Genomic DNA, 26,427 nt, shown 5'->3' on the forward strand with positions numbered 1-26,427 from the left:
ACCCCCCCCGCGGGCAACCTCCCCGCCCCGGGGCGGGCCCCCCCCCCCCCGGGGGGGGCGGGGGGGGGCCCCCGGGGGGGGGCCCCGCCCCCCCCGGGGGGGGGGGGCCCCCCCCGGGGGGGGCCCCCCCCCCACGGCCCTTGGCCGAAGGCGTCGCCCGATGCCTAGTGCGCCGCCGACTCCCAGTCCCGGCCCGCGCCGACGGAGACGTCCAGCGGGACGTCGAGCCGGACGGCGGACGCCATCTCGCGGCGCAGCAGTTCCTCGGTCCGCTCCCGCTCGCCGGGAGCGATCTCCAGGACGATTTCGTCATGGACCTGAAGCAGCATGCGGGAGTCGAGCTTCGCCTCGCGCAGCGCCCGGTCCACGTTCAGCATCGCGATCTTGACGATGTCGGCGGCCGTGCCCTGGATGGGCGCGTTCAGAGCCATCCGCTCGGCCGCCTCACGGCGCTGCCGGTTGTCGCTGTTGAGATCGGGCAGATAACGGCGGCGCCCGAAGAGCGTCGCGGTGTAGCCCGTGGCCCGCGCCTCGTCGACCGCCCGGCGCAGATAGTCCCGCACCCCGCCGAAGCGCTCGAAGTACGTGTCCATCAGCGCACGGGCCTCGCCCGCCTCGATGTTCAGCTGCTGCGACAGACCGAAGGCCGACAGTCCGTACGCGAGGCCGTACGACATCGCCTTGATCTTGCGGCGCATCTCGGCGTCGACCGCGGACCGCTCCACCGAGAACACCTGGGAGGCGACGGTGGTGTGCAGGTCCTCGCCGGAGGTGAACGCCTCCAGCAGCCCCTCGTCCTCGGACAGATGGGCCATCACCCGCAGCTCGATCTGGCTGTAGTCGGCGGTCATGAGGCACTCGAAGCCCTCACCGACGACGAACCCGCGGCGGATCGCACGGCCCTCGTCCGTGCGCACCGGGATGTTCTGCAGGTTCGGATCGGTCGACGACAGCCGGCCGGTCGCCGCCACCGTCTGGTTGAACGTCGTGTGGATACGGCCGTCCGCCGCGATCGTCTTGATCAGGCCCTCGACCGTGGACCGCAGCTTGGCCTGCTCACGGTGCCGGAGCATGATCACGGGCAGTTCGTTCTCGGTCTGCGTCGCGAGCCACGCCAACGCGTCCGCGTCCGTCGTGTAGCCCGTCTTCGTCTTCTTCGTCTTCGGCAGGGCCAGTTCGCCGAAGAGGACTTCCTGGAGCTGCTTGGGCGAACCGAGGTTGAACTCGTGCCCGGCCGCCGCGTGCGCCTCCTTCACCGCCTGCTGCACCGCGCCGGCGAACATCTGCTCCATGGCCTCCAGATGGGCCCGGTCCGCCGCGATGCCGTGCCGCTCCAGCCGTGCCAGCAGGCTGGAGGTGGGCAGCTCCATGTCGCGCAGCAGATCCGCCGCGCCGACCTCCTGGAGCTTCTCCCCGAACGCCTCCCCCAGATCGAGGACCGTGCGGGCCTGCGCCATCAGCGCGTCGGCCTCGGCCTGTTCGTCCGTACCGAACGCCAGCTGCCCGTCGGCCGCCGCCGCGGGCCCGAGCTCCCGGCCCAGATACTCCAGGGACAGCGCGTCCAGCGCGAAGGAGCGGCGGCCCGGCTTGACCAGATAGGCGGCGAGCGCCGTGTCCATGGTCACGCCCTCGATGGTCCAGCCGTGCTCGGCGAAGACCCGCATCGCGCCCTTGGCGTTGTGCATCACCTTGTGCCGGCCGGAGTCGGCGAGCCACGCGGCGAACGCGTTCTCGTCCGGCTCGTCCAGCCGGGACGGGTCGAACCACACCGCGGGCCCCGTACCCGTCGCGAGCGCCACCTCGGCCACCGACCCCGAGCCGAGCGTCCACGAGTCCACCGTGGACACACCCAGCAGCCCGGCGCCGTGCTCGGCGAGCCACGGCGCCAGTTCACCCGTACCCAGCACCGCCCCGTCGATGTCGACGCCCTCGACGACGGGCAGCGCCTCCTCGGCCTCCGCGGTCCCCGGGTCGACGGCCAGCAGCCGCTCGCGCAGCGAGGGGTTACGGATCTCCAGCGTGTCCAGGACCATCGCCAGAGCCGTGCGGTCGTACGCGGCCCGCTCCAGGTCCGTCACCGTCCGGGACAGTTCGACGTCCTTGACCATCTCCGTGAGACGGCGGTTGAGCTTCACCGCCTCCAGGTGGTCACGCAGGTTCTGCCCCGCCTTGCCCTTGACCTCCTCGACCCGCTCGACCAGCTCCGCGAACGAACCGAACTGGTTGATCCACTTCGCGGCCGTCTTCTCGCCGACACCGGGAATGCCCGGCAGGTTGTCCGACGGGTCGCCGCGCAGCGCCGCGAAGTCCGGGTACTGCGCCGGCGTCAGCCCGTACTTCTCGAACACCTTCTCCGGAGTGAACCGGGTCAGTTCCGAGACACCCTTCGTCGGGTACAGCACCGTCGTGTGCTCCGAGACCAGCTGGAAGGAGTCACGGTCGCCCGTGACGATCAGCACCTCGAAGCCTTCGGCCTCCGCCTGCGTGGCGAGCGTCGCGATGATGTCGTCGGCCTCGAACCCGTCCACCGCGAACCGCTGCGCGTGCATCGCGTCCAGCACCTCGCCGATGAGCTCGACCTGCCCCTTGAACTCGTCCGGGGTCTTCGACCTGTTCGCCTTGTACTCGGGGAACTCCTCGGAACGCCAGGTCTTGCGCGAGACGTCGAACGCCACCGCGAAATGCGTGGGCGCCTCGTCGCGCAGCGTGTTCGCCAGCATCGATGCGAAACCATAGATGGCGTTCGTCGGCTGACCCGTCGCGGTGGTGAAGTTCTCCGCGGGCAGCGCGAAGAACGCGCGGTAGGCCAGCGAGTGCCCGTCCATGAGCATCAGGCGCGGGCGGCCCGTGCCTGCGGTTTTCTCGGTCTTATTCGATGCTGTCTCTGCCACACCCCCGATCCTGCCACGGCCCGCTGACAACGCGGGCCCTCCCGGCCCGGCGCACCCCCTCCCGTCCCGGATTCCCCCGACCCACGGCCGCCGCCGTCGGCCGCGCGTGCGAGGATCGAAGGGGTACGAACACACGCACACCGACGTGCGCATGCGAAGGGGTTCAGCGATGGCCAGCAAGCCGCCGAAAAGCGATCCGGTCCAGGACGCGCCGCAGGTAGCCGAACCCAAGCACGCAGCCGCCGGGTTCCCCGCCATCGGACACACCCTGCGCATCGCCCAGCAGCAGATGGGCGTCCGCCGCACCGCGCTCACCCTCCTGCGCGTCAACCAGAAGGACGGCTTCGACTGTCCCGGCTGCGCCTGGCCCGAGCCCGAGCACCGGCACACCGCCGAGTTCTGCGAGAACGGCGCCAAGGCGGTCGCCGAGGAAGCCACCCTGCGCCGGGTCACCCCGGACTTCTTCGCCGCGCACCCCGTCTCCGACCTCGCCGGCCGCAGCGGCTACTGGCTCGGCCAGCAGGGCCGCCTCACGCACCCCATGTACCTGCCCGAAGGTGCCGACCATTACCAGCCCATCGGCTGGGACCGCGCCTTCGACATCGTCGCCGAGGAACTCGTCGCGCTCGACTCCCCCGACGAAGCCCTCTTCTACACCTCGGGCCGCACCAGCAACGAAGCGGCGTTCCTCTACCAGCTCTTCGCCCGCGAGCTCGGCACGAACAACCTTCCCGACTGCTCGAACATGTGCCACGAGTCGTCCGGCTCCGCCCTCAACGAGACCATCGGCATCGGCAAGGGCAGCGTCCTTCTCGACGACCTCTACAAAGCGGACCTGATCATCGTCGCCGGGCAGAACCCCGGCACGAACCACCCGCGCATGCTCTCCGCCCTGGAGAAGGCCAAGGCCAACGGCGCGAAGATCATCACCGTCAACCCGCTGCCCGAAGCGGGCATGGAACGCTTCAAGAACCCGCAGACCCCCCAGGGCATGGTCAAGGGCGCCGCCCTCACCGACCTCTTCCTGCAGATCCGCATCGGTGGCGACCAGGCACTCTTCCGCCTGCTGAACAAACTGATCCTCGACACCGAGGGCGCCGTCGACGAGACGTTCGTCGCCGAACACACCCACGGATTCGAGGAATTCACCCAGGCCGCCCGCGCCGCCGACTGGGACGAGACCCTCACCGCCACCGGCCTCACCCGCGACAGCATCGACGAAGCCCTGAAGATGGTCCTCGCCTCCCGGCGCACCATCGTGTGCTGGGCGATGGGCCTCACCCAGCACAAGCACTCCGTCCCCACCATCCGCGAAGTCGTCAACTTCCTGCTGCTGCGCGGCAACATCGGCCGCCCCGGCGCCGGCGTCTGCCCCGTTCGCGGACACTCCAACGTCCAGGGCGACCGCACCATGGGCATCTTCGAACGCCCCGCCCCCGCCTTCCTCGACGCCCTGGAGAAGGAGTTCGGCTTCAAGCCGCCTCGCGAACACGGCTACGACGTCGTACGGGCCATCCGCGCGCTGCGCGACGGCGACGCCAAGGTCTTCTTCGCCATGGGCGGCAACTTCGTCTCCGCCTCCCCCGACACCGAGGTCACCGAGGCGGCCATGCGGCGCGCCCGGCTGACCGTCCACGTCTCCACCAAGCTGAACCGCTCGCACGTGGTCACCGGAGCGCGCGCCCTCATCCTGCCCACCCTCGGACGCACCGAACGCGACCTCCAGGGCAGCGGCGAACAGTTCGTCACCGTCGAGGACTCCATGGGCATGGTGCACGCCTCACGCGGCCGCCTGGAGCCCGCGAGCCCCCACCTGCTGTCCGAACCCGCCATCGTCGCCCGCCTCGCCCGCACCGTTCTCGGCGAGGCCAGCACCACCCCCTGGGAAGAGTTCGAGAAGGACTACGCGACCGTCCGCGACCGCATCGCCCGCGTGATCCCCGGCTTCCACGACTTCAACGCGCGCGTGGCCGACCCCGCCGGCTTCGCCCTCCCCCACGCCCCCCGCGACGAACGCCGCTTCCCGACGGCCACCGGCAAGGCCAACTTCACCGCCGCGCCCGTCGAACACCCCGAACTCCCCGAGGGCCGCCTGCTCCTGCAGACCCTGCGCTCCCACGACCAGTACAACACCACCATCTACGGACTCGACGACCGATACCGGGGCATCAAGAACGGCCGCCGCGTCGTCCTCGTCAACCCCGACGACGCCCGCGAACTGAAGATCGCCGACGGCTCCTACGTCGACCTCGTCGGCGAATGGAAGGACGGCGTCGAACGGCGCGCCCCCGGCTTCCGCGTCGTGCACTACCCCACCGCCCGCGGCTGCGCCGCCGCCTACTACCCCGAGACCAACGTCCTGGTCCCCCTCGACTCGACCGCCGACACCAGCAACACCCCTGCCAGCAAATCCGTGGTCGTCCGTCTGGAACAATCGACAGCCGACTGAGCGTTCGCTCAGCAGGAGACATCCGCGACGAAGCGGTCCACGACGAACGGAGCCGGACCCCATGGGCGAACAGCACACCCCGAAGTTCCCGCAAGGGGTCATCGACGAGTACGCCGCGCTCGGTGTCGACCTGCCCGCGCTCTTCTCCGCGGGCCACCTCGGCAACCGCATGGGCGTCCAGATCATCGAAGCCTCCGCGGACCGCGTCGTGGGCACCATGCCCGTCGAGGGCAACACCCAGCCCTACGGCCTGCTCCACGGAGGAGCCTCCGCCGTCCTCGCCGAGACCATCGGCTCCGTCGGCGCCATGCTCCACGGCGGCATCACCAAGATCGCCGTCGGCGTCGACCTGAACTGCACCCACCACCGCGGCGTCCGCTCCGGCCTCGTCACCGGCGTCGCCACACCCGTCCACCGCGGACGCACCTCGGCGACATACGAGATCGCCATCACCGGCGAGGACGGCAAGCGCGTCTGCAGCGCCCGCCTCACCTGCATCCTCAAGGACGCACCCCAGAGCTGACACCCGGGAGCACCCCGGAGACCACGGGCGCTCCGGGGACCCTCCCGGACCTCCCAGGCGCCCCGGGGACCTCCGGGGCGCTCCCGGACCCCCCAGGCGCTCCGGACACCCCCCTGACCCGCCAGGAGCGCGCGGACCACTCGGAGCCCTTCCAGGCGGGCGAGCCGCGCCGGGCCCGCCCGAGGGGCCGCCCTCGCTCCCGGATCCTCCGGGGCTCGCCCGGATGCTCCGGAGCCCGGCGGCGTCCGCAGAGCCGCCGGCGCTCCCGGGCCGCGCCGACCACGTCTTCCCGCCGGGGATCCCAACCCTCGCCGCGGGGCGTTCCGGGCCCGAAGGCGCCCGCCGGGCCGGCTCCCGGGGTTCCCCGGAGGTTCCGCGCGGCCCTCACGGAGGGAGAAGCCGTCCCGGCCGGCAAGGAGTGCGCGGGGCGTGACCGAGTTCCGGTGCGCACGCCTCCCGGGCGCTGGATCCTCCGGAGACCCGAACTCCCGCTCCGTACAGCCCTCTTGGCGGCCGTACGCTCCGAACCACCCCGGGACACCGGCGGCAGCGGGCCCGCCGAAGCCCAACCCCGCGCCCACCCCCGGCAACCGTCGGGCCACGCTCCCCCGGCCGCGCCGGCGACACCCACCCTCGGGCCGTCATCGCGATCGCAACCGGTGCTCCGCTCGCCCCGCGCCTGGCGCCGCCCCGGCCGTCGCCGGTGCCGCCGCCGTCCGCCGCCACGGCCCCGGCGGCACGGTCACCCGCTTCCGCTTCCCGGCCGGCACCGCCACCCGCACGACCGTCGCCGTCCGCCAAGTAGGCGCCGGGCCGACCGAGTTGAGCGCGACAGCACGCCCCCGTTGCCACTGACAGTGAAGGCCGGAAACCCCCCGCCTCATCGCCTTGCGCACCGCCGTATACAACCGCGCCGGCTCACCGCCCGCCGCCGAGGCCCCCCACCCCGACCTGCGCGTCCGCGGCGACAACGCACAGCAACCGCAAAGCCTCACTTCGGCGGCATCCGGCCGCACACCCCCGGGACCGGCCCGCACGCCCCCGGCTTCCCCAACAGGCCCGTCCCCACACCCACTTCACCCGGCCAGGGCACCGGCGGCCGCCTCACACGGCAGTAACAGTCGGTTACCTCTGCCGCAATAAATCAATCCCCGCGCCGCGGGCCGCACCGCACCCCGCTCCCGACGGCCCTCCGGACCGCCACCGGGCGTACAGCTTCCGGTATCCGCCATCAACCCGGAACAGCACGTTCTCACCATGCGAACACACAACCGCCTCCGGCCAACACGCCGAAATGCTCCGATCGTCCGCCCCACGCCCCGCGAGGCACCCCCCGGATAACAAGAGCGTCACAGCCTTCCCCACGCTCCTCCCCACCCCCCCAACCTGCGCTTATAGTCACGGCCAGTCACCGCGCCGCCGGGCGCGTCACTGCACGGCCCTGCTTCATCCAGTACGGCCCGGCGAGAAACACGGCCCCCACCCTGGGGTGCCGCGCCAGGGAGAGGATTCAACGTGCGACAGCGTTCCATGGTCATACTCACCGCCGTGCTCACGACAGGGGCACTCACGCTGACCGCCTGCGGCTCGCGCGACAACAGCGGCGACAGCAAGAGCGGCGGCAAGACCGAGATCATCATCGGCGTGGACGCGCCGCTGACCGGTCAGAACTCCGCCACCGGCCTCGGCATCCAGGGCGGCGTCCAGATCGCCGTCAACGACGCCAACAAGAACAACACCGTTCCCGGCGTGACCTTCAAGGTCCAGGCGCTCGACGACAAGGCGATCCCGGCCTCCGGCCAGCAGAACGCCACCCAGCTCGTCCAGAACGACAAGGTCCTCGGCGTCGTCGGCCCGCTGAACTCCGGCGTCGCCACCCAGATGCAGCAGGTCTTCGACACCGCCAACCTGGTCGAGATCTCCCCGTCCAACACCGCCCCGGAGCTCACCCAGGGCAAGAACTGGCAGACCTCCAAGTCCCGCCCGTTCAAGACGTACTTCCGCACCGCCACCACCGACGCCCTCCAGGGCGGCTTCGCGGCCGACTACGCCTACAACACCCTGAAGAAGCGCAAGGTGTTCGTGGTCGACGACAAGCAGACCTACGGCGCCGGCCTCGCCAAGCTCTTCAAGGCCGGCTTCACCAAGTCCGGCGGCAAGGTCGCGGGCGAGGACCACGTCAACACCGGCGACACGGACTTCTCCGCCCTCGTCACCAAGATCAAGAACTCCAAGGCCGACCTGGTCTACTACGGCGGCCAGTACGACGAGTCGGAGAAGCTGACCAAGCAGCTCAAGGACGGCGGAGTCAAGATCCCGCTGTTCGGTGGCGACGGCATGTTCAGCGACACCTACATCCAGACCGCCGGCAAGACCTCCGAGGGCGACCTGGCCACCTCCGTCGGCCAGCCCGTCGACTCCCTGGCCTCCGCCGCCGACTTCATCAAGAAGTACAAGGCCTCCGGCCTCAAGGGCGACTACGGCACCTACGGCGGCTACTCCTACGACGCCGCCACGGCCATCATCAAGGCCATCGGCGCTGTCGTGAAGGACGGCAAGATCCCGGACGGCGCCCGCGCCAAGATCGTCGCCGAGGTCCAGAAGACCAAGTTCGACGGCATCGCCGGCCCCGTCTCCTTCGACGAGTACGGCGACACCACCAACAAGCAGCTCACCGTCTACCAGGTCGTCGACGGCAAGTGGAAGGCCGTCAAGAGCGGTACGTTCAACGGCTGATCAGCACCACCCTGGGCCACCCCGGTGGATCGGTCCGACACCAGGCCACGGGGCCATCAGGCACCGTAGGCCCGGTCCGGTCCACCGGACAGGCCCTCCGCACAACCCAGGGCCGCGCGGCCACGACCACACGTCACCGCGCGGCCCGCTTCATACGCCCTGCTCAACTCTCCCCACCACATGGAGGCCACGCGGTGAACACCCTGCCGCAGCAGCTGGCCAACGGGCTGTTCCTCGGCTCGATGTACGGGCTGATCGCCATCGGCTACACGATGGTGTACGGCATCGTCCAGCTCATCAACTTCGCCCACGGCGAGATCTTCATGACCGGCGGCTTCGGCGCACTCACGGTCTACCTGTACGTTCTGCCAAACGGCACATCCATGTGGATCGCTCTCCCAGCGATGCTGATCGGCGGCGGACTCGTCTCCGTCCTCATCGCCGTCGGGGCCGAACGCTTCGCCTACCGACCCCTGCGCGGAGCGCCACGCCTCGCCCCCCTCATCACCGCCATCGGTCTGTCCCTGGCCCTCCAGCAGATCGTCTTCAACGTCTACCCGGACGCCAAGACGGACCTGAAGTTCCCTCAGCTTCCCTTCGGCCCCTGGCACATAGGCTCCATCAGCATCCAGAGCGGCTCCGTCTTCGTCATCGTCGCCGCCCCCCTGTGCATGGCCGCCCTCGCCCTGTTCGTCAGCCTCTCCCGCACCGGCCGCGCCATGCAGGCCACCGCGCAGGACCCTGACACCGCACAGCTCATGGGCATCGACACCAACAAGATCATCGTCATCGCCTTCGCGATCGGCGGCTTCTTCGCCGCCGTCGCCGCCGTCTCCTACGGCCTGCGCTACGGCACGATCCAGTACAACATGGGCTTCCAGATGGGCCTCAAGGCCTTCACCGCGGCCGTCCTCGGCGGCATCGGCAACATCTACGGCGCCATGATCGGCGGCCTCGTCCTCGGCCTCGCCGAGACCATGGCCACCAGCTACATCGACGGCATCCCCGGCATGCAGCAGCTCGGCGGCGGCGGCTGGTCCGCCGTGTGGGCCTTCGTACTCCTCATCCTCGTACTGCTGTTCAGGCCACAGGGCCTCGTCGGCGAACGCGTCGCGGACAGGGCGTGACCACCATGGCAACCACCGAGACCACCACCCCCGAGCGCGGCCTGATCGCTCTCCCCGAGAGCGCCGCCCGGGTCCTCATCGCCATCGGCGCGATCGCCACCATCGCCAGCACCTTCATGTCCTGGACCTACACGTCCGAATTCCCCGGGGACCTCACCTACTACGGCTCCCCGGCCGGACTCCAGGTCCTCGACATCGTCGCCGGCGTCCTCACCCTCCTGTACGCCCTGACCCTCTTCAACGTCCGCGGCCTCGGCTGGCTCAACCCGGCGGGCGCCACCCAGCCCGTCGTCCTCGCCGCCGCCTCCGCGTTCGCCGTCAGCTGGTTCAGCGCCATCGCCATCGCCGTCGACCTCAAGGGCCTCGTCGCACTCGACCCCGGCGCCTACCTCGCCGCCGTCGGCTCCCTGATCGCCCTCCTCGGCACCCTGGCACTCCCCAAGCCCGGTGACACCCTCAAGGACTACGTCACCAAGCCCGAACTCATCCCGCCGGCCGCCAAGCTGCCGGCCTGGGGCGAACGCCTCGTCGTCACCGCCGCCACCGCCGTCGCGCTGATCGTCTTCAACTACGGCATCGGCGTCGACCCCGACGCGAGCGAAACGTTCCTGGGCTACCTGCTCCTCGTCGTCTTCGGCTCCTGGGCCCTGCTCACCGCCGGACTCTTCGACCGCTTCGCGCAGCTGAACGCCCGCCACAAGGGATTCGCCACCACCATGGCCTTCCTCGCCGCGGCGGCCTTCCCGTTCCTCGCGAACAACGAGCACAACTCCAACCTCGGCGTCAACATCCTCGTCGTCGGAACCGTCGCCCTCGGCCTCAACATCGTCGTCGGCCTCACCGGACTCCTCGACCTCGGATACGTCGCCTTCCTCGGCGTCGGCGCCTACGCCGCGGCCCTCGTCTCCGGCTCCCAGTTCTCCGCCTTCGCCGGCGTCCAGTTCCCCTTCTGGGCCGCCATGCTCACCGGCATGGCCGCGTCGCTCGTCTTCGGCGTCCTCATCGGCGCCCCCACCCTGCGACTGCGCGGCGACTACCTCGCCATCGTGACCCTGGGCTTCGGAGAGATCTTCCGCATCGCCGTCAACAACATGGACGGCGTCTCCGGACCCAACCTCACCAACGGCCCCAACGGCATCTCCATGATCCCGGACCTCGACATCTTCGGGTTCAACTTCGGCGCCGAGCACAACATCCTCGGCTTCCCCCTCGGCCGCTTCGCGAACTACTTCCTGCTGATGCTCCTCATCACCGCAGTCGTGGTCATGGTCTTCAACCGCGCCGCCGACTCCCGGATCGGCCGCTCCTGGATCGCCATCCGCGAGGACGAGACCGCCGCCACCGCCATGGGCATCAACGGCTTCCGCGTCAAGCTCATCGCCTTCGCCCTCGGCGCCTCCCTCGCCGGCCTCGCCGGCACGGTCAGCGCCCACGTCGGCTACAGCGTCAACCCGGCCCCGTACCAGTTCGCCGGTTCCGTGCCCCCGAACTCCGCCTTCCTCCTCGCGGCGGTCGTTCTCGGCGGCATGGGCACCGTCAACGGACCCATCCTCGGCGCCACCCTGCTCTACCTCCTCCCCGAGAAGCTCGGCTTCCTCAAGGAGTACCAGCTCCTCGCCTTCGGCATCGCGCTCGTCATCCTCATGCGCTTCCGCCCCGAAGGCATCATCGCCAACCGCCGCCGCCAGCTCGAGTTCCACGAGAGCGACGACAGCGACAAGACCGTCCACATCCCCGAACAAGGCCTGCCCGACTCCACCGTCGGCGTCACCAAGGCAGGGGCGTAACCAACATGACCACCACCACAGCCCCCAGCCCCGTCCTCGAAGCCACCGGTGTCACCATGCGCTTCGGCGGCCTCACCGCCGTCCGGAACGTCGACCTCACGGTCAACGCCGGAGAGATCGTCGGCCTCATCGGCCCCAACGGCGCGGGCAAGACCACCTTCTTCAACTGCCTCACCGGCCTCTACGTCCCCACCGAGGGCAAAGTCGCCTACAAGGGCACCGTGCTGCCCCCCAAGCCGCACCTCGTCACCAGCGCCGGCATCGCCCGCACCTTCCAGAACATCCGGCTCTTCGCCAACATGACCGTCCTGGAGAACGTGCTCGTCGGACGCCACACCCGCACCAAGGAAGGCCTCTGGTCCGCCCTCCTGCGCGGCCCCGGCTTCCGCAAGGCAGAAGCCGACTCACGCGAACGCGCCATGGAACTGCTGGAGTTCATCGGCCTCGACCACAAGGCCGACCACCTCTCCCGCAACCTCCCCTACGGCGAACAGCGCAAGCTGGAGATCGCGCGCGCCATGGCCAGCGAGCCGGGCCTCCTCCTCCTGGACGAGCCCACCGCCGGCATGAACCCGCAGGAAACCCGCGCGACCGAAGAGCTCGTCTTCGCCATCCGCGACCGCGGCATCGCCGTCCTCGTCATCGAGCACGACATGCGCTTCATCTTCAACCTGTCCGACCGCGTGGCCTGCCTCGTCCAGGGCGAAAAGCTCGTCGAAGGCACCTCCGACGTCGTCCAGGGCGACGAGCGCGTCATCGCCGCCTACCTCGGCACCCCCTTCGAGGGCGCCCCCGGCGACGAGGAACTCGCCGAGGTCGAGGCCGCCGAGGCCGCCGGAACGACGGCAGCCGCCCCGGCCGAGCCCGAGGCCGAAGAGGCCCCGGCGGCCGAGGACAGCACGGACACCGACGACGCCCCCGCGGAGTCCGAGGAGCCCGAGGACGCCACCCCGTCGGACGACTCCGACGCACCCACCGCGTCCGACGACTCCGACGCGCAGGGCAGCACCACCAAGGAAGGAACCGCCCAGTGACCGCACTGCTCGAGGTCGAAGACCTCAAGGTCGCCTACGGCAAGATCGAAGCCGTCAAGGGCATCTCCTTCACCGTCGAAGCCGGCCAGATCGTCACCCTCATCGGCACCAACGGCGCCGGCAAGACGACGACCCTGCGCACCCTCTCCGGGCTCCTCAAGCCCAGCGGAGGCCGCATCCTCTTCGACGGCCAGCCCCTCGCCAACGTCCCCGCCCACAAGATCGTCGCCCTCGGACTCGCCCACTCCCCCGAAGGCCGGCACATCTTCCCCCGCCTCACCATCGCGGAGAACCTCCAGCTCGGAGCCTTCCTCCGCAGCGACAAGGCAGGCATCGAGAAGGACATCCAGCGCGCCTACGACCTCTTCCCCATCCTGGGAGAACGCCGTAAGCAGGCCGCGGGCACCCTCTCCGGCGGCGAACAGCAGATGCTCGCCATGGGACGCGCCCTCATGTCCCAGCCCAAACTGCTCATGCTCGACGAACCCTCCATGGGCCTCTCGCCGATCATGATGCAGAAGATCCTCGCCACCATCGCCGAACTCAAGGCGTCCGGCACCACCATCCTGCTCGTCGAGCAGAACGCCCAGGCGGCGCTCTCGCTGGCCGACCAGGCCCACGTCATGGAGGTCGGCAGCATCGTCCTCTCCGGCACCGGCCAGGACCTCCTCCACGACGAGTCCGTCCGCAAGGCGTACCTCGGCGAGGACTGACCCACCGCGGCCCCGCCGCACACGCGAAGAGGCCCGCACCTCCGTCAGGGGTGCGGGCCTCTTCCGTCCGCAGCGTCAACGCGGACCAAGCTCTTCAGCGGTGTTCTCCGAGGCGCGGAACTAGCCCTTCGCCGCCTTCTTCTCCTCGGCGTCCTCGATGACCGCCTCGGCAACCTGCTGCATCGACATACGACGGTCCATCGACGTCTTCTGGATCCACCGGAACGCCGCCGGCTCCGTCAGCCCGTACTCCGTCTGCAGCACCGACTTCGCACGGTCCACCAGCTTCCGCGTCTCCAGACGCTGCGTGAGATCCGCGATCTCACCCTCCAGCGCCTTCAGCTCCGCGAACCGGGACACCGCCATCTCGATCGCCGGCACCACGTCGCTCTTGCTGAACGGCTTCACCAGGTACGCCATCGCGCCCGCGTCACGCGCACGCTCGACGAGGTCGCGCTGCGAGAACGCGGTCAGCATCAGCACCGGGGCGATCGACTCCTCGGCGATCTTCTCCGCCGCCGAGATGCCGTCCAGCTTCGGCATCTTCACGTCGAGGATCACCAGGTCCGGCTTGTGCTCCCGGGCCAGCTCGACGGCCTGCTCACCGTCACCGGCCTCGCCTACGACGGTGTAGCCCTCTTCTTCGAGCATCTCTTTGAGGTCGAGACGGATCAGCGCCTCGTCCTCGGCGATGACGACACGGGTCGTCAGCGGAGGCACGTGCGACTTGTCGTCGTCGGGCGCGTCTACGGGCTGGGGCGACTCGGGGGCGGTCACGGGGGCTCCTCGTTCAGGCCGGGTACTGCTCCCAAGAGCCTACCTAGCTGCGGTATGGTGGTCGGGCAGCGGGTCGGGGTAAACCTTCGATTCAGCGGCCCCGGTAGCCCAATTGGCAGCAGGCAATGGATTCAAAACCCATACAGTGTCGGTTCGAGTCCGACTCGGGGCACTTTTCCTTGGATTCCAAGGTCACCACCCAGAAGCGGATGTTCCCATTCTAGTGAACATCCGCTTTTTGCTGCACGCGGTGACGATCAGCAGCGCACAGTGCTCACATGAACGCGCATGGCACAGAAGTGCGACACAAGGCGCTCGCCCTACTGCGCGGCGGCGCCAAGAACGCGGACGTGGCGCGACAGTTCAGGGTTCCGCTGGGCACCATCGGTTACTGGAAGCACGTGGACCGAGTGAAGCGCGGCGAGCCGGTCACCGTTCGTCCGTCGCTTCTCTGCCCGCGGTGCGACGGCCGCGGCCTCGACCAGGCCTCGTACAGCTATCTCCTCGGTCTGTATCTGGGCGACGGGCACATCAGTCACTACGCGAAGCACAAAGTGCCCAGCCTCATGATCACCCTTGACGACACGTGGCCAGGAATTCAGGACAGCGCGGAGCGTGCCCTGCGAACCGTGTTCCCCCACAACGCCACGTGCCGCGTGCGGAGCAAGGGCGCGCACAACATCAAGGTGTACTTCAAGCACCTCACCTGCCTGTTCCCCCAGCACGGCCCCGGCAAGAAGCACGACCGCCTGATCGCACTCGAACCCTGGCAGCAGGAGATCGTCGACGCCCACCCCTGGGAGTTCGTCCGGGGGCTCATCCACTCCGACGGCTGCCGCATCACCAACTGGACGACCCGCGTCGTCGCCGGGGAACGCAAGCGCTACGAGTACCCCCGGTACTTCTTCACCAATGTCTCCGACGACATCCGGCAACTGTTCACCGGCACCCTGGACAGGCTCGGCGTCGACTGGACCCACTGCACCCGCCACGGGAACCCGTACAACATCTCGGTCGCCAAGAGGGCCTCCGTGGCCCTCATGGACGCCCATGTGGGCCCCAAGTACTGACCGGCGGTCGGGGTGGAACCGCCGGGCCGGCAGGGGCCCGTCGGGCGGGTTGCGGTTACTTGGGGCTGTCGTCCTCGCCGACGTGGTGGACCCGGACGAGGTTCGTGGAGCCGGAGACTCCGGGCGGGGAGCCCGCGGTGATCACGACGATGTCGCCCTTGTTGCAGCGGCCGTACTTGAGGAGGAGTTCGTCGACCTGGTCGACCATGGCGTCGGTGGAGTCGACGTGGGGGCCGAGGAAGGTCTCCACGCCCCAGGTGAGGTTGAGCTGGGAGCGGGTGGCGGGGGTGGGGGTGAAGGCGAGGAGGGGGATGGGCGAGCGGTAGCGGGACAGGCGGCGGACGGTGTCGCCGGACTGGGTGAAGGCGACGAGGAACTTGGCGCCGAGGAAGTCGCCCATCTCGGCGGCGGCGCGGGCGACGGCGCCGCCCTGGGTGCGGGGTTTGTTGCGTTCGGTGAGGGGCGGCAGGCCCTTGGCGAGGATGTCCTCCTCCGCCGCTTCGACGATCCGGGACATGGTCCTGACCGTCTCGATGGGGTACTTGCCGACGCTCGTCTCGCCGGAGAGCATCACCGCGTCGGTGCCGTCGATGACGGCGTTGGCGACGTCGGAGGCCTCGGCGCGGGTGGGCCGGGAGTTGTCGATCATCGAGTCGAGCATCTGGGTGGCGACGATGACCGGTTTGGCGTTGCGTTTGGCGAGTTTGATGGCGCGCTTCTGGACCATCGGAACTTGCTCGAGGGGCATTTCGACGCCGAGGTCGCCGCGGGCGACCATGATGCCGTCGAAGGCGGCGACGATGTCGTCGATGTTGTCGACGGCCTGGGGTTTCTCGACCTTGGCGATGACGGGGAGGCGGCGGCCTTCCTCGTCCATGATGCGGTGGACGTCGTGGATGTCCTTGCCGCTTCGCACGAAGGAGAGGGCGATGACGTCGAAGCCCATGCGCAGGGCCCAGCGGAGGTCGTCCTCGTCCTTGTCGGAGAGGGCGGGGACGGAGACGGCGACGCCGGGGAGGTTGAGGCCTTTGTGGTCGGAGACCATGCCGCCTTCGACGACGGTGGTGTGGACGCGGGGGCCGTCGACGTCGGTGACTTCGAGGCAGACTCTGCCGTCGTCGACGAGGATGCGTTCACCGGGAGTGACGTCCGCTGCCAGTCCGTCGTGGGTGGTTCCGCAGTGCTCGCGGTCTCCTTCGGCGCCTTCTTCGACGGTGATGGTGAAGGTGTCTCCGCGTTCAAGGAGTACGGGGCCTTCGGTGAAGCGGCCGAGGCGGATCTTCGGGCCTTGAAGGTCGCCGAGGATTCCGACGCTGCGGCCGGTTTCGTCGGAGGCTTTCCGGACGTGTCGGTAGCGCTCTTCGTGGTCGGCGTGGGTGCCGTGGCTGAGGTTGAAGCGGGCTACGTCCATTCCGGCTTCGACCAGGGCTTTGATCTGGTCGTACGTGTCGGTGGCGGGGCCCAGTGTGCAGACGATTTTTGCTCGGCGCATGATTCGAGCCTAGGCCTTACCGGTCGGTAGAGAATTGGTCGCGCATGACTACTCAACAACCTTTGCGTGAAGGGTTATTGACAACTGTTGAATTGTGCGCCGCATCGCTCCGATGAGCAGAGGATCGCTCTTCGTGCGGTCGGCGCGTTCTTGTGCCCGTGTCCGTCCAGTGTGTGTCGGACTGTGGGCGGGTGCGCGGGAGAGTCTTCCGGTGACTTTCCGTGATGCTGCCAGGTGGGGTCAGAGCCGTGGTGGTGCCATGGTGAAGCGGGCGTCGACGTGGGCGTGGACGTGCTGGCGTTGGGGTGCGAGGTCGAGGGGTGCGGGCTGGTCCTCGGTGGGGCCGGCGCCGTAGGCGGCCCTGCTGAGGGCGCGGGTGTTCGGGGGGATGCGGGGGTGGGTGTCCTCGGCGTCGGTGTCGGCGAGTTCGACGAGGGCGGTGAGGGTGGTGTCGAGGGCTTCGGCGTATTCGCGGGCGCGTCGGACGGCTTCGCGGACGGCTTCTTGGCGTGCCGCGCGGTGCGCGGGTGAGTCGGGGCGCAGGGTCCACCAGGGGCCGTCGACGCGGGTGAGGTCGAGGTCGGCGAGGGCGGTGACGAGTTCGCCGAGTGCGGTGAAGTCGGTGAATTCGGCGGTGATGTGGACGTGGCCGTGGTAGGCGCGGACGCGTTCTCCGCGGCCGTGCGGGGCGAGTTCGGGGGTGATGGTGAGGGCGCCGGTTTCGAGGTGTTCGACGGCGTCGCCGTGGGTTGTGACGAGGTCGAGGGCGAGGGTGTTGCGGCGGGTGAGGTCGGCGAGGGCTTCGCGGCGGTCTTTGCCGCGGGCGGTGACGGTGATGGTGATGCGGGCGATCTCGGGGTCGACTTCGAGGTGGGCTTCGCCTCGTACGGCGATGCGGGGTGTGTCGGGGGTGCCGTAGGGGACGGCGGGTGGGGTGCGTCCGTCGGCGGGCGTGGTGGCTGGAGTGTGTCCGTCGGTGGGCGTGGGGTCGGGGGTCATACGTCCCACTCTGTCACCGGGTGGGAAGTCTCCGGTGCCGTCCGGCCATCAGATGGAAACCTCCAGGGTCTTTTGCGGGGGCGGGTGTTGGGCCAGAATCTACGCGCGTCGTTGACCTTTTCCCGAGGAGTTCGAGACATGCCGTTGAATCGCCGGAAGTTTCTGAAGGAGTCCGCCGTGACAGGTGCGGGGGTGGCGCTCGCGGGTGTGGGCGCGGCTCCGGTGGCGCAGGCCGCGGAGGGGGCGAAGGGGGGCCGGCCGGTGAAGCGGTACGAGCTGACGGTGATGGGGACGACCGATCTGCACGGTCATGTCTTCAACTGGGACTACTTCAAGGACGCGGAGTACGCGGACAAGGCGGGTAACGCCCAGGGTCTGGCGCGGATCTCGACGCTGGTGAACGAGATCCGTGCGGAGAAGGGGCGTTGCAACACGCTGCTGCTGGACGCGGGTGACACGATCCAGGGCACTCCGTTGACGTACTACTACGCGAAGGTGGATCCGATCACCGCCAAGGGTGGTCCGGTGCACCCGATGGCGCAGGCGATGAACGCGATCGGGTACGACGCGGTGGCGCTCGGGAACCACGAGTTCAACTACGGCATCGAGACGCTGCGGAAGTTCGAGTCGCAGTGCCGTTTCCCGCTGCTGGGTGCGAACGCGCTGGACGCGAAGACGCTGAAGCCGGCGTTCCCTCCGTACTTCATGAAGGAGTTCCGTGTTCATGGCGCTCCGCCGGTGAAGGTGGCGGTGCTGGGGCTGACGAATCCGGGTATCGCGATCTGGGACAAGGCGTACGTGCAGGGGAAGTTGACGTTCCCGGGTCTTGAGGAGCAGGCGGCGAAGTGGGTGCCGAAGCTGCGTTCCATGGGTGCGGACGTGGTGGTCGTGTCGGCTCATTCCGGTTCGTCGGGGACGTCTTCGTACGGTGACCAGTTGCCGTACGTGGAGAATTCGGCGGCGTTGGTGGCGCAGCAGGTGCCGGGGATCGACGCGATCCTGGTGGGTCACGCGCATCTGGAGATCCCGGAGCTGAAGGTCACCAACACCGCGACGGGGAGGACGGTGGTGCTGTCGGAGCCGCTGGCGTACGCGGAGCGACTGTCGGTGTTCGACTTCGGGCTCGTCTTCGAGAAGGGGCGCTGGCACGTCGAGTCGGTGTCGGCTTCCGTGCGGAACACGAACTCGGTGGCGGACGATCCGCGGATCACGCGGCTGCTGAAGGACGAGCACGATGTCGTGGTGGCGTATGTCAACCAGGTGGTCGGCCGGGCGACGGACACGTTGACGACGGTGGAGGCGCGTTACAAGGACGCTCCGATCATCGATCTGATCACGAAGGTGCAGGAGGATGTGGTGCGGGCGGCGCTGGTGGGGACGCAGTACGCGTCGTTGCCGGTGATCGCGCAGGCGTCGCCGTTCTCGCGGACCTCGGAGATCCCGGCCGGTGATGTGACGATCCGGGATCTGTCGAGTCTGTACGTGTACGACAACACGCTGGTGGCGAAGGTGCTGACGGGTGCGCAGGTGCGGGCGTACCTGGAGTATTCGGCGAACTACTTCGTGCAGACGGCCGTGGGTGCGGTGGTCGACACGGAGAAGCTGACGAACGCGAACAACCGTCCTGACTACAACTACGACTATGTGTCGGGCCTTGGGTACGACATCGACATCGCGCAGGCGGAGGGTTCGCGGATCAAGAACCTGACGTACGGCGGTGCGCCGTTGGACGACGCGCAGCAGTTCGTGTTCGCGGTGAACAACTACCGTGCCAATGGTGGCGGTGCGTTCCCGCATGTCGCTTCGGCGACCGAGGTGTGGTCGGAGTCGACGGAGATCCGGACGCGGATCGCGGAGTGGGTCACGGCGAAGGGTGTGCTGGACCCGAGGGAGTTCGCGTCGGTGGACTGGAAGCTGACGCGTGAGGGTGTGCCCGTGTTCTAGGGCGAGGGTGGTTCAGGCGGGCGGCGTCGGCGCGGTTTTCGCGTCGGCGCCGTTTGTGCTGGGCGGGTGCACGAGGTGTCTGGGCGGGTGCGCGAGGCGTTCGGAGCATCCCGGCCGGTGTGTGAACCGATCGGCGGGGCTCGTCCGATGAGGGGATGTGGGGGTGGTCCTCATCGTCCTTCGACGAGCGGGATGAGGGGGACGAGTGGGGTGAGGGTTCTCGGTTCTTGGCGGGCGGCGGGGACGCGGGGGGCGAGGTCGAGGCCGAAGGTGGTGAAGGCGGTGCGTCCGGGGAGGGGGTAGGGGTCTTTTCCGGTGAGGGAGTTGAGGATGGTGGCGCTGCGCCAGGCGGCGAGGCCGAGGTCGGGGGTGCCGACGCCGTGGGTGTGGAGTTCGGCGTTCTGGACGTAGACGCGGCCGGTGACGGTGGGGTCGAGGACGAGGCGGAACTGGTTGTCGATGTCGGGGCGTTCGGCGTTGTCGCGGCGGAGGTAGGGGTCGAGTCCGGCGAGGAGGGGGGCGATGGGGCGTTCGCGGTAGCCGGTGGCGAGGACGACGGCGTTGGTGGTGAGGCGGGAGCGGGTGCCTTGCTGGACGTGTTCGAGGTGGAGTTCGATCTGGGTGGTGGCGATGCGGCCGGCGGTGCGGACGGTGACGGCGGGGGTGAGGACGGCGTCGGGCCAGCCGCCGTGGAGGGTGCGGCGGTAGAGCTCGTCGTGGATGGCGGCGATGGTGTCGGCGTCGATGCCTTTGTGGAGTTGCCATTGGGCGGCGAGGAGGCGGTCGCGGACGGGTTCGCCCAGGGCGTGGAAGTAGCGGGTGTAGTCGGGGGTGAAGTGTTCGAGGCCGAGTTTGGAGTACTCCATGGGGGCGAAGGCCTCGGTGCGGGCGAGCCAGTGGATCTTTTCCTTTCCGATGGGGCGGTTGCGCAGGAGGTCGAGGAAGACCTCGGCTCCGGACTGGCCGGCGCCGATGACGGTGATGTGGTCGGCGGTGAGGAACCGGTCGCGGTGTTTGAGGTAGTCGGCGGCGTGGATGACGGGGGCGTCGGGGGCGTCGACGAGGGGTTTGAGGGGTGCGGGGATGTGGGGGGCGGTGCCGACGCCGAGGACGATGTTGCGGGTGTGGGTGCGGCCGAGGGCCTGGGCCTGGCCGTGGGCGTCGAGGCGGGTGAAGTCGACTTCGAAGAGGTCGTGTTCGGGGTTCCAGCGGACGGCGTCGACCTGGTGGGCGAAGCGGAGTCCGGGGAGGTTGTCGGCGACCCAGCGGCAGTAGGCGTCGTATTCGGCGCGTTGGATGTGGAAGCGCTCGGCGAAGTAGAAGGGGAAGAGGCGGTCGCGGTCCTTGAGGTAGTTGAGGAAGGACCAGGGGCTGGTGGGGTGGGCGAGGGTGACGAGGTCGGCGAGGAAGGGGACCTGGAGGGTGGCGCCGTCGATGAGGAGGCCGGGGTGCCAGTCGAAGCCGGGGCGTTGTTCGTAGAAGACGGTGTCGAGTTCGGTGAGGGGGTGGGCGAGGGCGGCGAGGGAGAGGTTGAAGGGGCCGATGCCGATGCCGACGAGGTCGCGGGGTGTCTCGGCGGTGGGGCGCTGGGGGTGGGGGTGCGGTGTCGGTCTCATCGAGGGGTGTGTCCTTCCACCAGTTTCAGGAGCGTGGCCAGGTCGCCGGGCCGGGTGTGGGGGTTGAGGAGGGTGGCTTTGAGCCAGCGGCGGCCGTCGAGGGTGGCGCGGCCGAGGACGGCGCGGCCTTGGTCGAGGAGGGTGCGGCGTACGGCGGCGACGGTGTCGTCGGTGGCGCCGTGGGGCCGGAAGAGGACGGTGCTGATGACGGGGTGGTCGTAGAGCTCGAAGCCGGGGTGGGCGGCGGTGAGGTCGGCGAGTTCGTGGGCGTGGGCGCAGACCTGGTCGACGAGGTGGCCGATGCCGTGGCGTCCGAGGGTTTTGAGGGTGACGGCGATCTTGAGGATGTCGGGGCGGCGGGTGGTGCGCAGGGAGCGGCCGAGGAGGTCGGGGTGGCCCGCTTCGGTGTCGTCGTCGGCGTTGAGGTAGTCGGCTCGGTGGGCGAGGGGGGTGAGGTCGGTGGGGTCGCGTACGGCGAGGAGTCCGGCGGCGACGGGTTGCCAGCCGAGTTTGTGCAGGTCGAGGGTGACGGTGTCGGCGAGGGCGAGGCCGTCGAGTTTGGTGCGGTGCCGGTCGCTGAAGAGGAGGCCTCCGCCGTAGGCGGCGTCGATGTGGAGGCGGGCACCGTGGGTGGCGCAGAGGTCGGCGATGTCGGGCAGGGGGTCGATGAGGCCGGCGTCGGTGGTGCCCGCGGTGGCGGCGACGAGGAGGGGGCCGGGCAGGTCGGTGAGGGCGCTGTCGAGGGTGGCGGGGTCGAGGGTGCCGGTGGGTGTGGGGAGGACGACGGGTTCGGGGAGGCCGAGGAGCCAGGTGGCGCGGTGGAGGGAGTGGTGGGCGTTCGCTCCGCAGACGAGTTGGATGCCGTGGTGTTCTTCGCGGGCGAGGAGGAGGGCGAGTTGGTTGGACTCGGTGCCGCCGGTGGTGATGAGGGCGTCGGCTCGGATGTCTTGCGTACTCGGCGCGCCCCGCATGCCTTGAGCGCCCCGGATGCCGTGCGTGCTCTGCGTGCCGTGCGTGCTCTGCGCGTCTTCCCTGTCCTGCGTGCGCTGCGCGCCTGAGGTGTCTGTGGCGGCTGTGGTGTCCGGGGTGCCGTAGACGAGGTGGGCGAGGGCCCGGGCGAGGAGTGCTTCGAGTTCGGAGGCGGCGGGGGCCTGGTCCCAGGAGTCGAGGGAAGGGTTGAGGGCGGAGGCGGCGAGGTCGGCGGCGGTGGCGACGGCCAGGGGCGGGCAGTGCAGGTGGGCCGCGCACAGGGGGTCGGCGGGGTCGGCGGCGCCTTCGGCGAGGGCGCGGACGAGGGTGTGCAGGGCGTCGGGGCTGCCGTGGTGGGGCAGGGGGTCACCGAGGGCCGTGCGCAGGCGCTGGGCGACGCGTTCGGGTCCTCCGGCGGGGAGAGGGCCTCCGCGGGCGGTGGCGCCTTCAACGAGGGCGCGCAGGACGGTGTCGAGCAACGGCCGCAGTGCGTCGGGGCCTTCGGGGCCTGAGGCGAGGGGCGGCGTGCTCATGGTGTCCTCCGGTGGACGTGCGGCGGGGTCCTTCCCGGCGTGTACGTGTTTTGGGCAGGTGCGCCCGCCAAGGACAACGATTCGGCCCCGGCGGGGGTACTGCCTACGGAGGATTTGTGTGAGCGGGGCCGGACGCGCCGGACGCCGGACGGCTGCTGGGGCAACTGTCCGGCGTCCGGGTTCGCATCTGGTGTCCGGTGCCGAGGTCAAAGCACCGGTCTCCGGTGCCGGAGTCCGGCCTCGGCGCCTGGTGGCGAAGTCCGTGTCTAGTGCTGGTGTCCGGCTCGGCGCTTCCTCGGCTTCTTCGGCTCCTTCGGCTTTCTCGGTTTCGGGGGCCGGGGGTGGCTAGGCATGCCTCACCCGCAGCGCGCGTGCGAGGTCGTCGAGCTGGTCGGTGAGTTTGCGGCGCAGGGCCGGGGTGGGGTCGGCGTCGCGCAGGCAGGTCTCGCCGAGGGCGAGGGTCTCGGGGGTGACGACGCAGGAGGGGAAGGCGAAGCGGCCGGCGGCTTCGGCGATGGCGGGGCCGCGCCGGGCGGCGAGGGCCACGGCGTCGGGCCAGTAGCGCTCGACGTACTCGTGCAGGAGGCCGGTCTGTTCGGGCTGCCAGAAGCCCTGGGCGGTGGCGGTGAACAGGTAGTTGGAGAGGTCGTCGCCGGTGAACATCGCGTCCCAGGCGGCACGTTTGGCCTCGGGGTCGGGCAGTGCGGCGCGGCAGCGGGCGGCGCCTTCCTGGCCGGCGGCGCTGGGGTCCTGGACGAGTTCGGCGTCGATGACGGCGTCGTCCACGGCGCCGAGGACGCTGAGCCGGCCGAGGATGCGCCAGCGCAGTTCGGGGTCGAGTTCGGGGCCGCCGGGGACGGTTCCCTCGGAGAACCAGGCGCTGATGGTGTCGGGGTGGACGGCGACGTCGATGAGGTGGCGCACGGCGGTCAGGCGCAGGCCGGGGTGGGAGCCGTCCTCGGTGCGGCGGACGAGGTCGCGGCACAGGTCGGTGAGGGTGGCGAGGGCGGCGGGCCGCTGTTCGGGGCGCAGGTACCGGTCGGCGACGTGGAGGGTGGCGAAGGTCAGGACGCCCTGGACGAGGGCGAGGTCGGTCTCGTGCGGCAGGTGGGTGCGGGCGGTCTCGATGTAGGCCATGGGGGGCAGTTCGCCGTCGCGGACGGCGTCGCGCAGGGCGTTCCAGACGATGGCCCGGGTGAGGGGGTCGGGGAGGCCGGAGAGGGCGGCTCCCACGGTCCGGAAGGACTTGGTGTCGAAGCGGACCTTGGCATAGGTGAGGTCGCCGTCGTTGAGGAGGAGCAGGTCGGGGCGGCGGCCGGGCCGGGGGTCGGTGGACTCGTCCTGGGGGACGTCGAGTTCGAAGCGGTCGCGCAGGGTGAGCCGGGTGTCCTCGCCGGGGACGGTGTCGTAGGCGCCGACGGCGATGCGGTGGGGGCGGCTGCCCTGGTGGCCGACGGTGAGGTGCCATTGGCCGTCGGCTTCGGTGATCTCGGGCGTGAGGGTGTCGACGCCGGTGGTGCGCAGCCAGGCGTCGGCCCAGGCGTGCACGTCGCGTTCGGTGGCGGAGGCGAGGTTGTCGATGAAGTCGGCGAGGGTGGCGTTGGCGAACTTGTGGCGGGCGAAGTGGGTGTTGATGCCGGCGAGGAAGTCCTTCTCGCCGAGCCAGGCGACGAGTTGGCGCAGGGCGGAGGCGCCCTTGGCGTAGGAGATGCCGTCGAAGTTGAGCATGGCGGACGCGGTGTCGGGGACGGCGTCCGGATCGGGGGCGACGGGGTGGGTGGAGGGGCGCTGGTCGGCGTCGTAGCCCCAGGACTTGCGGGCGACGCCGAAGTCGACCCAGGTGTCGGTGAAGCGGGTGGCTTCGGTGAGGGTCTGGTAGCCCATGTACTCGGCGAAGGACTCGTTGAGCCAGATGTCGTCCCACCAGCGCAGGGTGACGAGGTCGCCGAACCACATGTGGGCCATTTCGTGGGCGATGACCATGGCGCGGGTCTGGCGCTCGGTGTCGGTGACGGCGGAGCGGAAGACGAATTCGTCGCGGAAGGTGACGAGGCCGGGGTTCTCCATGGCGCCGGCGTTGAATTCGGGGACGAACGCCTGGTCGTAGGAGTCGAAGGGGTAGGGCTCGTCGAACTTCTCGTGGTAGCGGTCGAAGCAGGTGCGGGTGACGTCGAGGATCTCGTCGGCGTCGGCGTCGAGGTAGGGGGCCAGGGAGCGGCGGCAGTGGAGGCCGAAGGGGAGACCGGCGTGTTCGGTGCGTACGGAGTGCCAGGGGCCGGCAGCGACGGCGACGAGGTAGGTGGAGATCAGGGGGGTGGGGGCGGCTTTCCAGTGGCCGTCCCCGAGGTGTTCGGTGACGCCGTTGGCGAGGACGGTCCAGCCCTGGGGGGCGGTGACGGAGAGTTCGAAGACGGACTTGAGGTCGGGCTGGTCGAAGGCGGCGAAGACGCGCTGGACGTCTTCCATGAACAGCTGGGTGTAGAGGTAGGTCTCGCCGTCGGTGGGGTCGGTGAAGCGGTGCATGCCCTCCCCGGTGCGGGAGTAGCGCATGGAGGCGTCGACGCGCAGTTCGTGCTCGCCGGCGGTGAGTCCCTCGAGGGGCAGCCGGTTCTCGTCCAGGGCCTGGGGGTCGAGGGGCCGGCCGTCGAGGGTGACGGAGCGCAGTTGTGCGGGCTTCAGCTCGACGAAGGTGTCCGCGTCGGTACGGGCGGTGAACCGGATGACGGTCCGCGAGTCGAAGGTCTCGTCCCCTCCGGTCAGGTCGAGTTCGATCCCGTAGTGGTGGACGTCGAGGAGCTTGGCACGGGTCTGCGCTTCGTCGCGCGTCAGTACGGACATGAGGCCATGCTGCCCGATGGTGCGGTCGGCACACAGGGGTGGTCCGGTATGTACGCTTTGACGGTCCCTGGTCGTTCGGTGCGGCCGGGGGCGTGGTGGCCTGCCGCTGTCACTCGCGCGCGTCGGCGGTTCCGGCCGTGGTGCCGCCCGCGTCGTCCGCGATGCGTTCGTGGTGGCGGATGACCTCGGCGATGATGAAGTTCAGCAGCTTCTCGGCGAAGGCCGGGTCGAGTTTGGCGCTCTCGGCGAGGCTGCGCAGCCGGGCGATCTGGTGGGCTTCGCGGGAGGGGTCGGCGGGCGGCAGGTGGTGGGCGGCCTTGAGGTGGCCGACCTGCTGGGTGCATTTGAAGCGTTCGGCGAGCATGTGGACGACGGCGGCGTCGATGTTGTCGATGCTGTCGCGCAGCCGGGCGAGTTCCGCGCTGACGTCGGGGCCGGCTTCCTGGGGCTTGCTGGTGGTCATGACAGCCAACCCTACGTGGCCCGTGGGGCCGCGATCATCGGCGTGGGGCCCGGTCCGGGTGGGGTCGCCGCGGGTGCGAGCCGGTGGGCGTCCTGCGGGAGTGGACGTCCTGGTGTCCGCCGGGGACGCCGTCGGTGCGGCCGGTCTCCGGCAGCCGCGACTGCGGCAGAAGTCGGGGGCCCGGACAGGTGAAGGCGGTGAGTTCGTCGTCGAGGCGCTGTCGCAGGGCGGCGTCCTTGGAGCCGATCGGCGGGCACGCGGTGACGGGCTGCCGGTGCGAGCCGGTCACGGCTGCGCGCATGCCCGTCCGCGGGCCGGAGGCGTAGCCGGTTCCACCGCCCGCGCGCTCACCGCGGGCTTCTCGGCCGCTCCCCCGCGCACGTACGCACCCCTCGGCGGGACGCCGTGCGGCGGCGCCCGCGACCGGGGAGGCGCGGGCGCCGCGAGTACAGGTCGTACGAGTGGT

18 protein-coding genes and 1 tRNA gene are annotated in these 26,427 nt (G+C 69.7%); 10 read left to right on the forward strand and 9 right to left on the reverse strand.

All coding sequences use genetic code 11. From position 1 onward, the window contains the following. Positions 1-164: 164 nt before the first annotated feature. The gene (polA, locus tag ACH4S8_RS18635) at positions 165-2,891 is read right to left on the reverse strand and encodes a DNA polymerase I (protein ID WP_398395216.1); all 2,727 of its coding nucleotides are present in this window, start codon (positions 2,889-2,891) and stop codon (positions 165-167) included. A gap of 169 nt (positions 2,892-3,060) precedes the next feature. Between polA and ACH4S8_RS18640 the strand changes: the two genes are divergently transcribed. The 7 genes from ACH4S8_RS18640 (at position 3,061) to ACH4S8_RS18670 (ending at position 13,260) form a co-directional block, all read left to right on the forward strand. Further along, positions 3,061-5,340, forward strand: a complete 2,280-nt coding sequence (locus ACH4S8_RS18640; RefSeq protein WP_398395218.1) for an FdhF/YdeP family oxidoreductase — start codon at positions 3,061-3,063, stop codon at positions 5,338-5,340. Positions 5,341-5,401: 61 nt separating this feature from the next. Then, positions 5,402-5,863, forward strand: a complete 462-nt coding sequence (locus ACH4S8_RS18645) for a PaaI family thioesterase (protein WP_151474076.1) — start codon at positions 5,402-5,404, stop codon at positions 5,861-5,863. 1,530 nt (positions 5,864-7,393) lie between these two features. Continuing rightward, on the forward strand, positions 7,394-8,599 hold the full coding sequence (locus ACH4S8_RS18650; protein ID WP_398395894.1) for a branched-chain amino acid ABC transporter substrate-binding protein: 1,206 nt from the start codon (positions 7,394-7,396) through the stop codon (positions 8,597-8,599). Between the two features lie 194 nt (positions 8,600-8,793). Beyond that, entirely contained in the window at positions 8,794-9,726 is a 933-nt protein-coding gene (locus tag ACH4S8_RS18655) for a branched-chain amino acid ABC transporter permease (protein ID WP_398395221.1), read from the forward strand. 5 nt (positions 9,727-9,731) lie between these two features. Beyond that, positions 9,732-11,513, forward strand: coding sequence for a branched-chain amino acid ABC transporter permease (locus ACH4S8_RS18660; RefSeq protein WP_398395896.1), 1,782 nt, complete (start codon positions 9,732-9,734; stop codon positions 11,511-11,513). A 5-nt stretch (positions 11,514-11,518) separates the two neighbouring features. Further along, the gene (locus ACH4S8_RS18665; protein ID WP_398395223.1) at positions 11,519-12,547 is read left to right on the forward strand and encodes an ABC transporter ATP-binding protein; all 1,029 of its coding nucleotides are present in this window, start codon (positions 11,519-11,521) and stop codon (positions 12,545-12,547) included. Further along, positions 12,544-13,260, forward strand: coding sequence for an ABC transporter ATP-binding protein (locus tag ACH4S8_RS18670; RefSeq protein WP_328668515.1), 717 nt, complete (start codon positions 12,544-12,546; stop codon positions 13,258-13,260). Before ACH4S8_RS18665 ends, ACH4S8_RS18670 begins: the two co-directional genes overlap by 4 nt. A gap of 120 nt (positions 13,261-13,380) precedes the next feature. Here ACH4S8_RS18670 and ACH4S8_RS18675 read toward each other — a convergent pair whose 3' ends face one another. Beyond that, positions 13,381-14,037 carry a response regulator gene (locus ACH4S8_RS18675; RefSeq protein WP_326788388.1) on the reverse strand — a complete coding sequence of 219 codons (657 nt, stop codon included), beginning with the start codon at positions 14,035-14,037 and terminating at the stop codon, positions 13,381-13,383. A 97-nt stretch (positions 14,038-14,134) separates the two neighbouring features. On the opposite strand from ACH4S8_RS18675, the gene ACH4S8_RS18680 reads away from it, so the two are divergent. Beyond that, positions 14,135-14,209: transfer RNA gene (locus ACH4S8_RS18680), tRNA-Leu, on the forward strand. Positions 14,210-14,315: 106 nt separating this feature from the next. Further along, the gene (locus tag ACH4S8_RS18685; protein ID WP_398395227.1) at positions 14,316-15,107 is read left to right on the forward strand and encodes a helix-turn-helix domain-containing protein; all 792 of its coding nucleotides are present in this window, start codon (positions 14,316-14,318) and stop codon (positions 15,105-15,107) included. Positions 15,108-15,162: 55 nt separating this feature from the next. On the opposite strand, the gene pyk is transcribed toward ACH4S8_RS18685, so the two are convergent. Next, a complete protein-coding gene (gene pyk / locus ACH4S8_RS18690; protein ID WP_398395229.1) occupies positions 15,163-16,599 on the reverse strand; it encodes a pyruvate kinase in 1,437 nt (478 codons plus the stop codon). 240 nt (positions 16,600-16,839) lie between these two features. Then, positions 16,840-17,598 carry an SIMPL domain-containing protein gene (locus tag ACH4S8_RS18695; protein ID WP_398395231.1) on the reverse strand — a complete coding sequence of 253 codons (759 nt, stop codon included), beginning with the start codon at positions 17,596-17,598 and terminating at the stop codon, positions 16,840-16,842. A 138-nt stretch (positions 17,599-17,736) separates the two neighbouring features. Here ACH4S8_RS18695 and ACH4S8_RS18700 point away from each other — a divergent pair, with 138 nt between their 5' ends. Then, positions 17,737-19,542: a 5'-nucleotidase C-terminal domain-containing protein gene (locus ACH4S8_RS18700; protein WP_398395233.1), complete on the forward strand. Its 1,806-nt coding sequence runs from the start codon at positions 17,737-17,739 to the stop codon at positions 19,540-19,542. Positions 19,543-19,712: 170 nt separating this feature from the next. Here ACH4S8_RS18700 and ACH4S8_RS18705 read toward each other — a convergent pair whose 3' ends face one another. The 5 genes from ACH4S8_RS18705 to ACH4S8_RS18725 form a co-directional block, all read right to left on the reverse strand. Next, the gene (locus tag ACH4S8_RS18705) at positions 19,713-21,158 is read right to left on the reverse strand and encodes a lysine N(6)-hydroxylase/L-ornithine N(5)-oxygenase family protein (protein WP_398395235.1); all 1,446 of its coding nucleotides are present in this window, start codon (positions 21,156-21,158) and stop codon (positions 19,713-19,715) included. Next, positions 21,155-22,660, reverse strand: coding sequence for a pyridoxal phosphate-dependent decarboxylase family protein (locus ACH4S8_RS18710; protein WP_398395237.1), 1,506 nt, complete (start codon positions 22,658-22,660; stop codon positions 21,155-21,157). Before ACH4S8_RS18710 ends, ACH4S8_RS18705 begins: the two co-directional genes overlap by 4 nt. A 345-nt stretch (positions 22,661-23,005) precedes the next feature. Next, positions 23,006-25,498 carry an aminopeptidase N gene (gene pepN, locus ACH4S8_RS18715; RefSeq protein ID WP_398395239.1) on the reverse strand — a complete coding sequence of 831 codons (2,493 nt, stop codon included), beginning with the start codon at positions 25,496-25,498 and terminating at the stop codon, positions 23,006-23,008. Positions 25,499-25,607: 109 nt separating this feature from the next. After that, entirely contained in the window at positions 25,608-25,961 is a 354-nt protein-coding gene (locus tag ACH4S8_RS18720; RefSeq protein WP_398395241.1) for a chorismate mutase, read from the reverse strand. Between the two features lie 34 nt (positions 25,962-25,995). Continuing rightward, entirely contained in the window at positions 25,996-26,262 is a 267-nt protein-coding gene (locus tag ACH4S8_RS18725) for a hypothetical protein (protein ID WP_398395243.1), read from the reverse strand. Positions 26,263-26,427: the final 165 nt, after the last annotated feature.

This window comes from Streptomyces sp. NPDC021080 (assembly GCF_044333225.1).
Taxonomy (GTDB): domain Bacteria; phylum Actinomycetota; class Actinomycetes; order Streptomycetales; family Streptomycetaceae; genus Streptomyces.

What these genes read in the sequence shown, in the direction of transcription:
- ACH4S8_RS18640 (WP_398395218.1), top strand. Translation starts at nt 3,061, where the DNA reads ATGGCCAGCAAGCCGCCGAAAAGCGATCCGGTCCAGGACGCGCCGCAG.
- ACH4S8_RS18645 (WP_151474076.1), top strand. Translation starts at nt 5,402, where the DNA reads ATGGGCGAACAGCACACCCCGAAGTTCCCGCAAGGGGTCATCGACGAG.
- ACH4S8_RS18650 (WP_398395894.1), top strand. Translation starts at nt 7,394, where the DNA reads ATGGTCATACTCACCGCCGTGCTCACGACAGGGGCACTCACGCTGACC.
- ACH4S8_RS18660 (WP_398395896.1), top strand. Translation starts at nt 9,732, where the DNA reads ATGGCAACCACCGAGACCACCACCCCCGAGCGCGGCCTGATCGCTCTC.
- ACH4S8_RS18665 (WP_398395223.1), top strand. Translation starts at nt 11,519, where the DNA reads ATGACCACCACCACAGCCCCCAGCCCCGTCCTCGAAGCCACCGGTGTC.
- ACH4S8_RS18685 (WP_398395227.1), top strand. Translation starts at nt 14,316, where the DNA reads ATGAACGCGCATGGCACAGAAGTGCGACACAAGGCGCTCGCCCTACTG.
- pyk (WP_398395229.1), bottom strand. Translation starts at nt 16,599, where the DNA reads ATGCGCCGAGCAAAAATCGTCTGCACACTGGGCCCCGCCACCGACACG.
- ACH4S8_RS18695 (WP_398395231.1), bottom strand. Translation starts at nt 17,598, where the DNA reads ATGACCCCCGACCCCACGCCCACCGACGGACACACTCCAGCCACCACG.
- ACH4S8_RS18700 (WP_398395233.1), top strand. Translation starts at nt 17,737, where the DNA reads ATGCCGTTGAATCGCCGGAAGTTTCTGAAGGAGTCCGCCGTGACAGGT.
- ACH4S8_RS18705 (WP_398395235.1), bottom strand. Translation starts at nt 21,158, where the DNA reads ATGAGACCGACACCGCACCCCCACCCCCAGCGCCCCACCGCCGAGACA.
- ACH4S8_RS18710 (WP_398395237.1), bottom strand. Translation starts at nt 22,660, where the DNA reads ATGAGCACGCCGCCCCTCGCCTCAGGCCCCGAAGGCCCCGACGCACTG.
- pepN (WP_398395239.1), bottom strand. Translation starts at nt 25,498, where the DNA reads ATGTCCGTACTGACGCGCGACGAAGCGCAGACCCGTGCCAAGCTCCTC.
- ACH4S8_RS18720 (WP_398395241.1), bottom strand. Translation starts at nt 25,961, where the DNA reads ATGACCACCAGCAAGCCCCAGGAAGCCGGCCCCGACGTCAGCGCGGAA.
- ACH4S8_RS18725 (WP_398395243.1), bottom strand. Translation starts at nt 26,262, where the DNA reads ATGCGCGCAGCCGTGACCGGCTCGCACCGGCAGCCCGTCACCGCGTGC.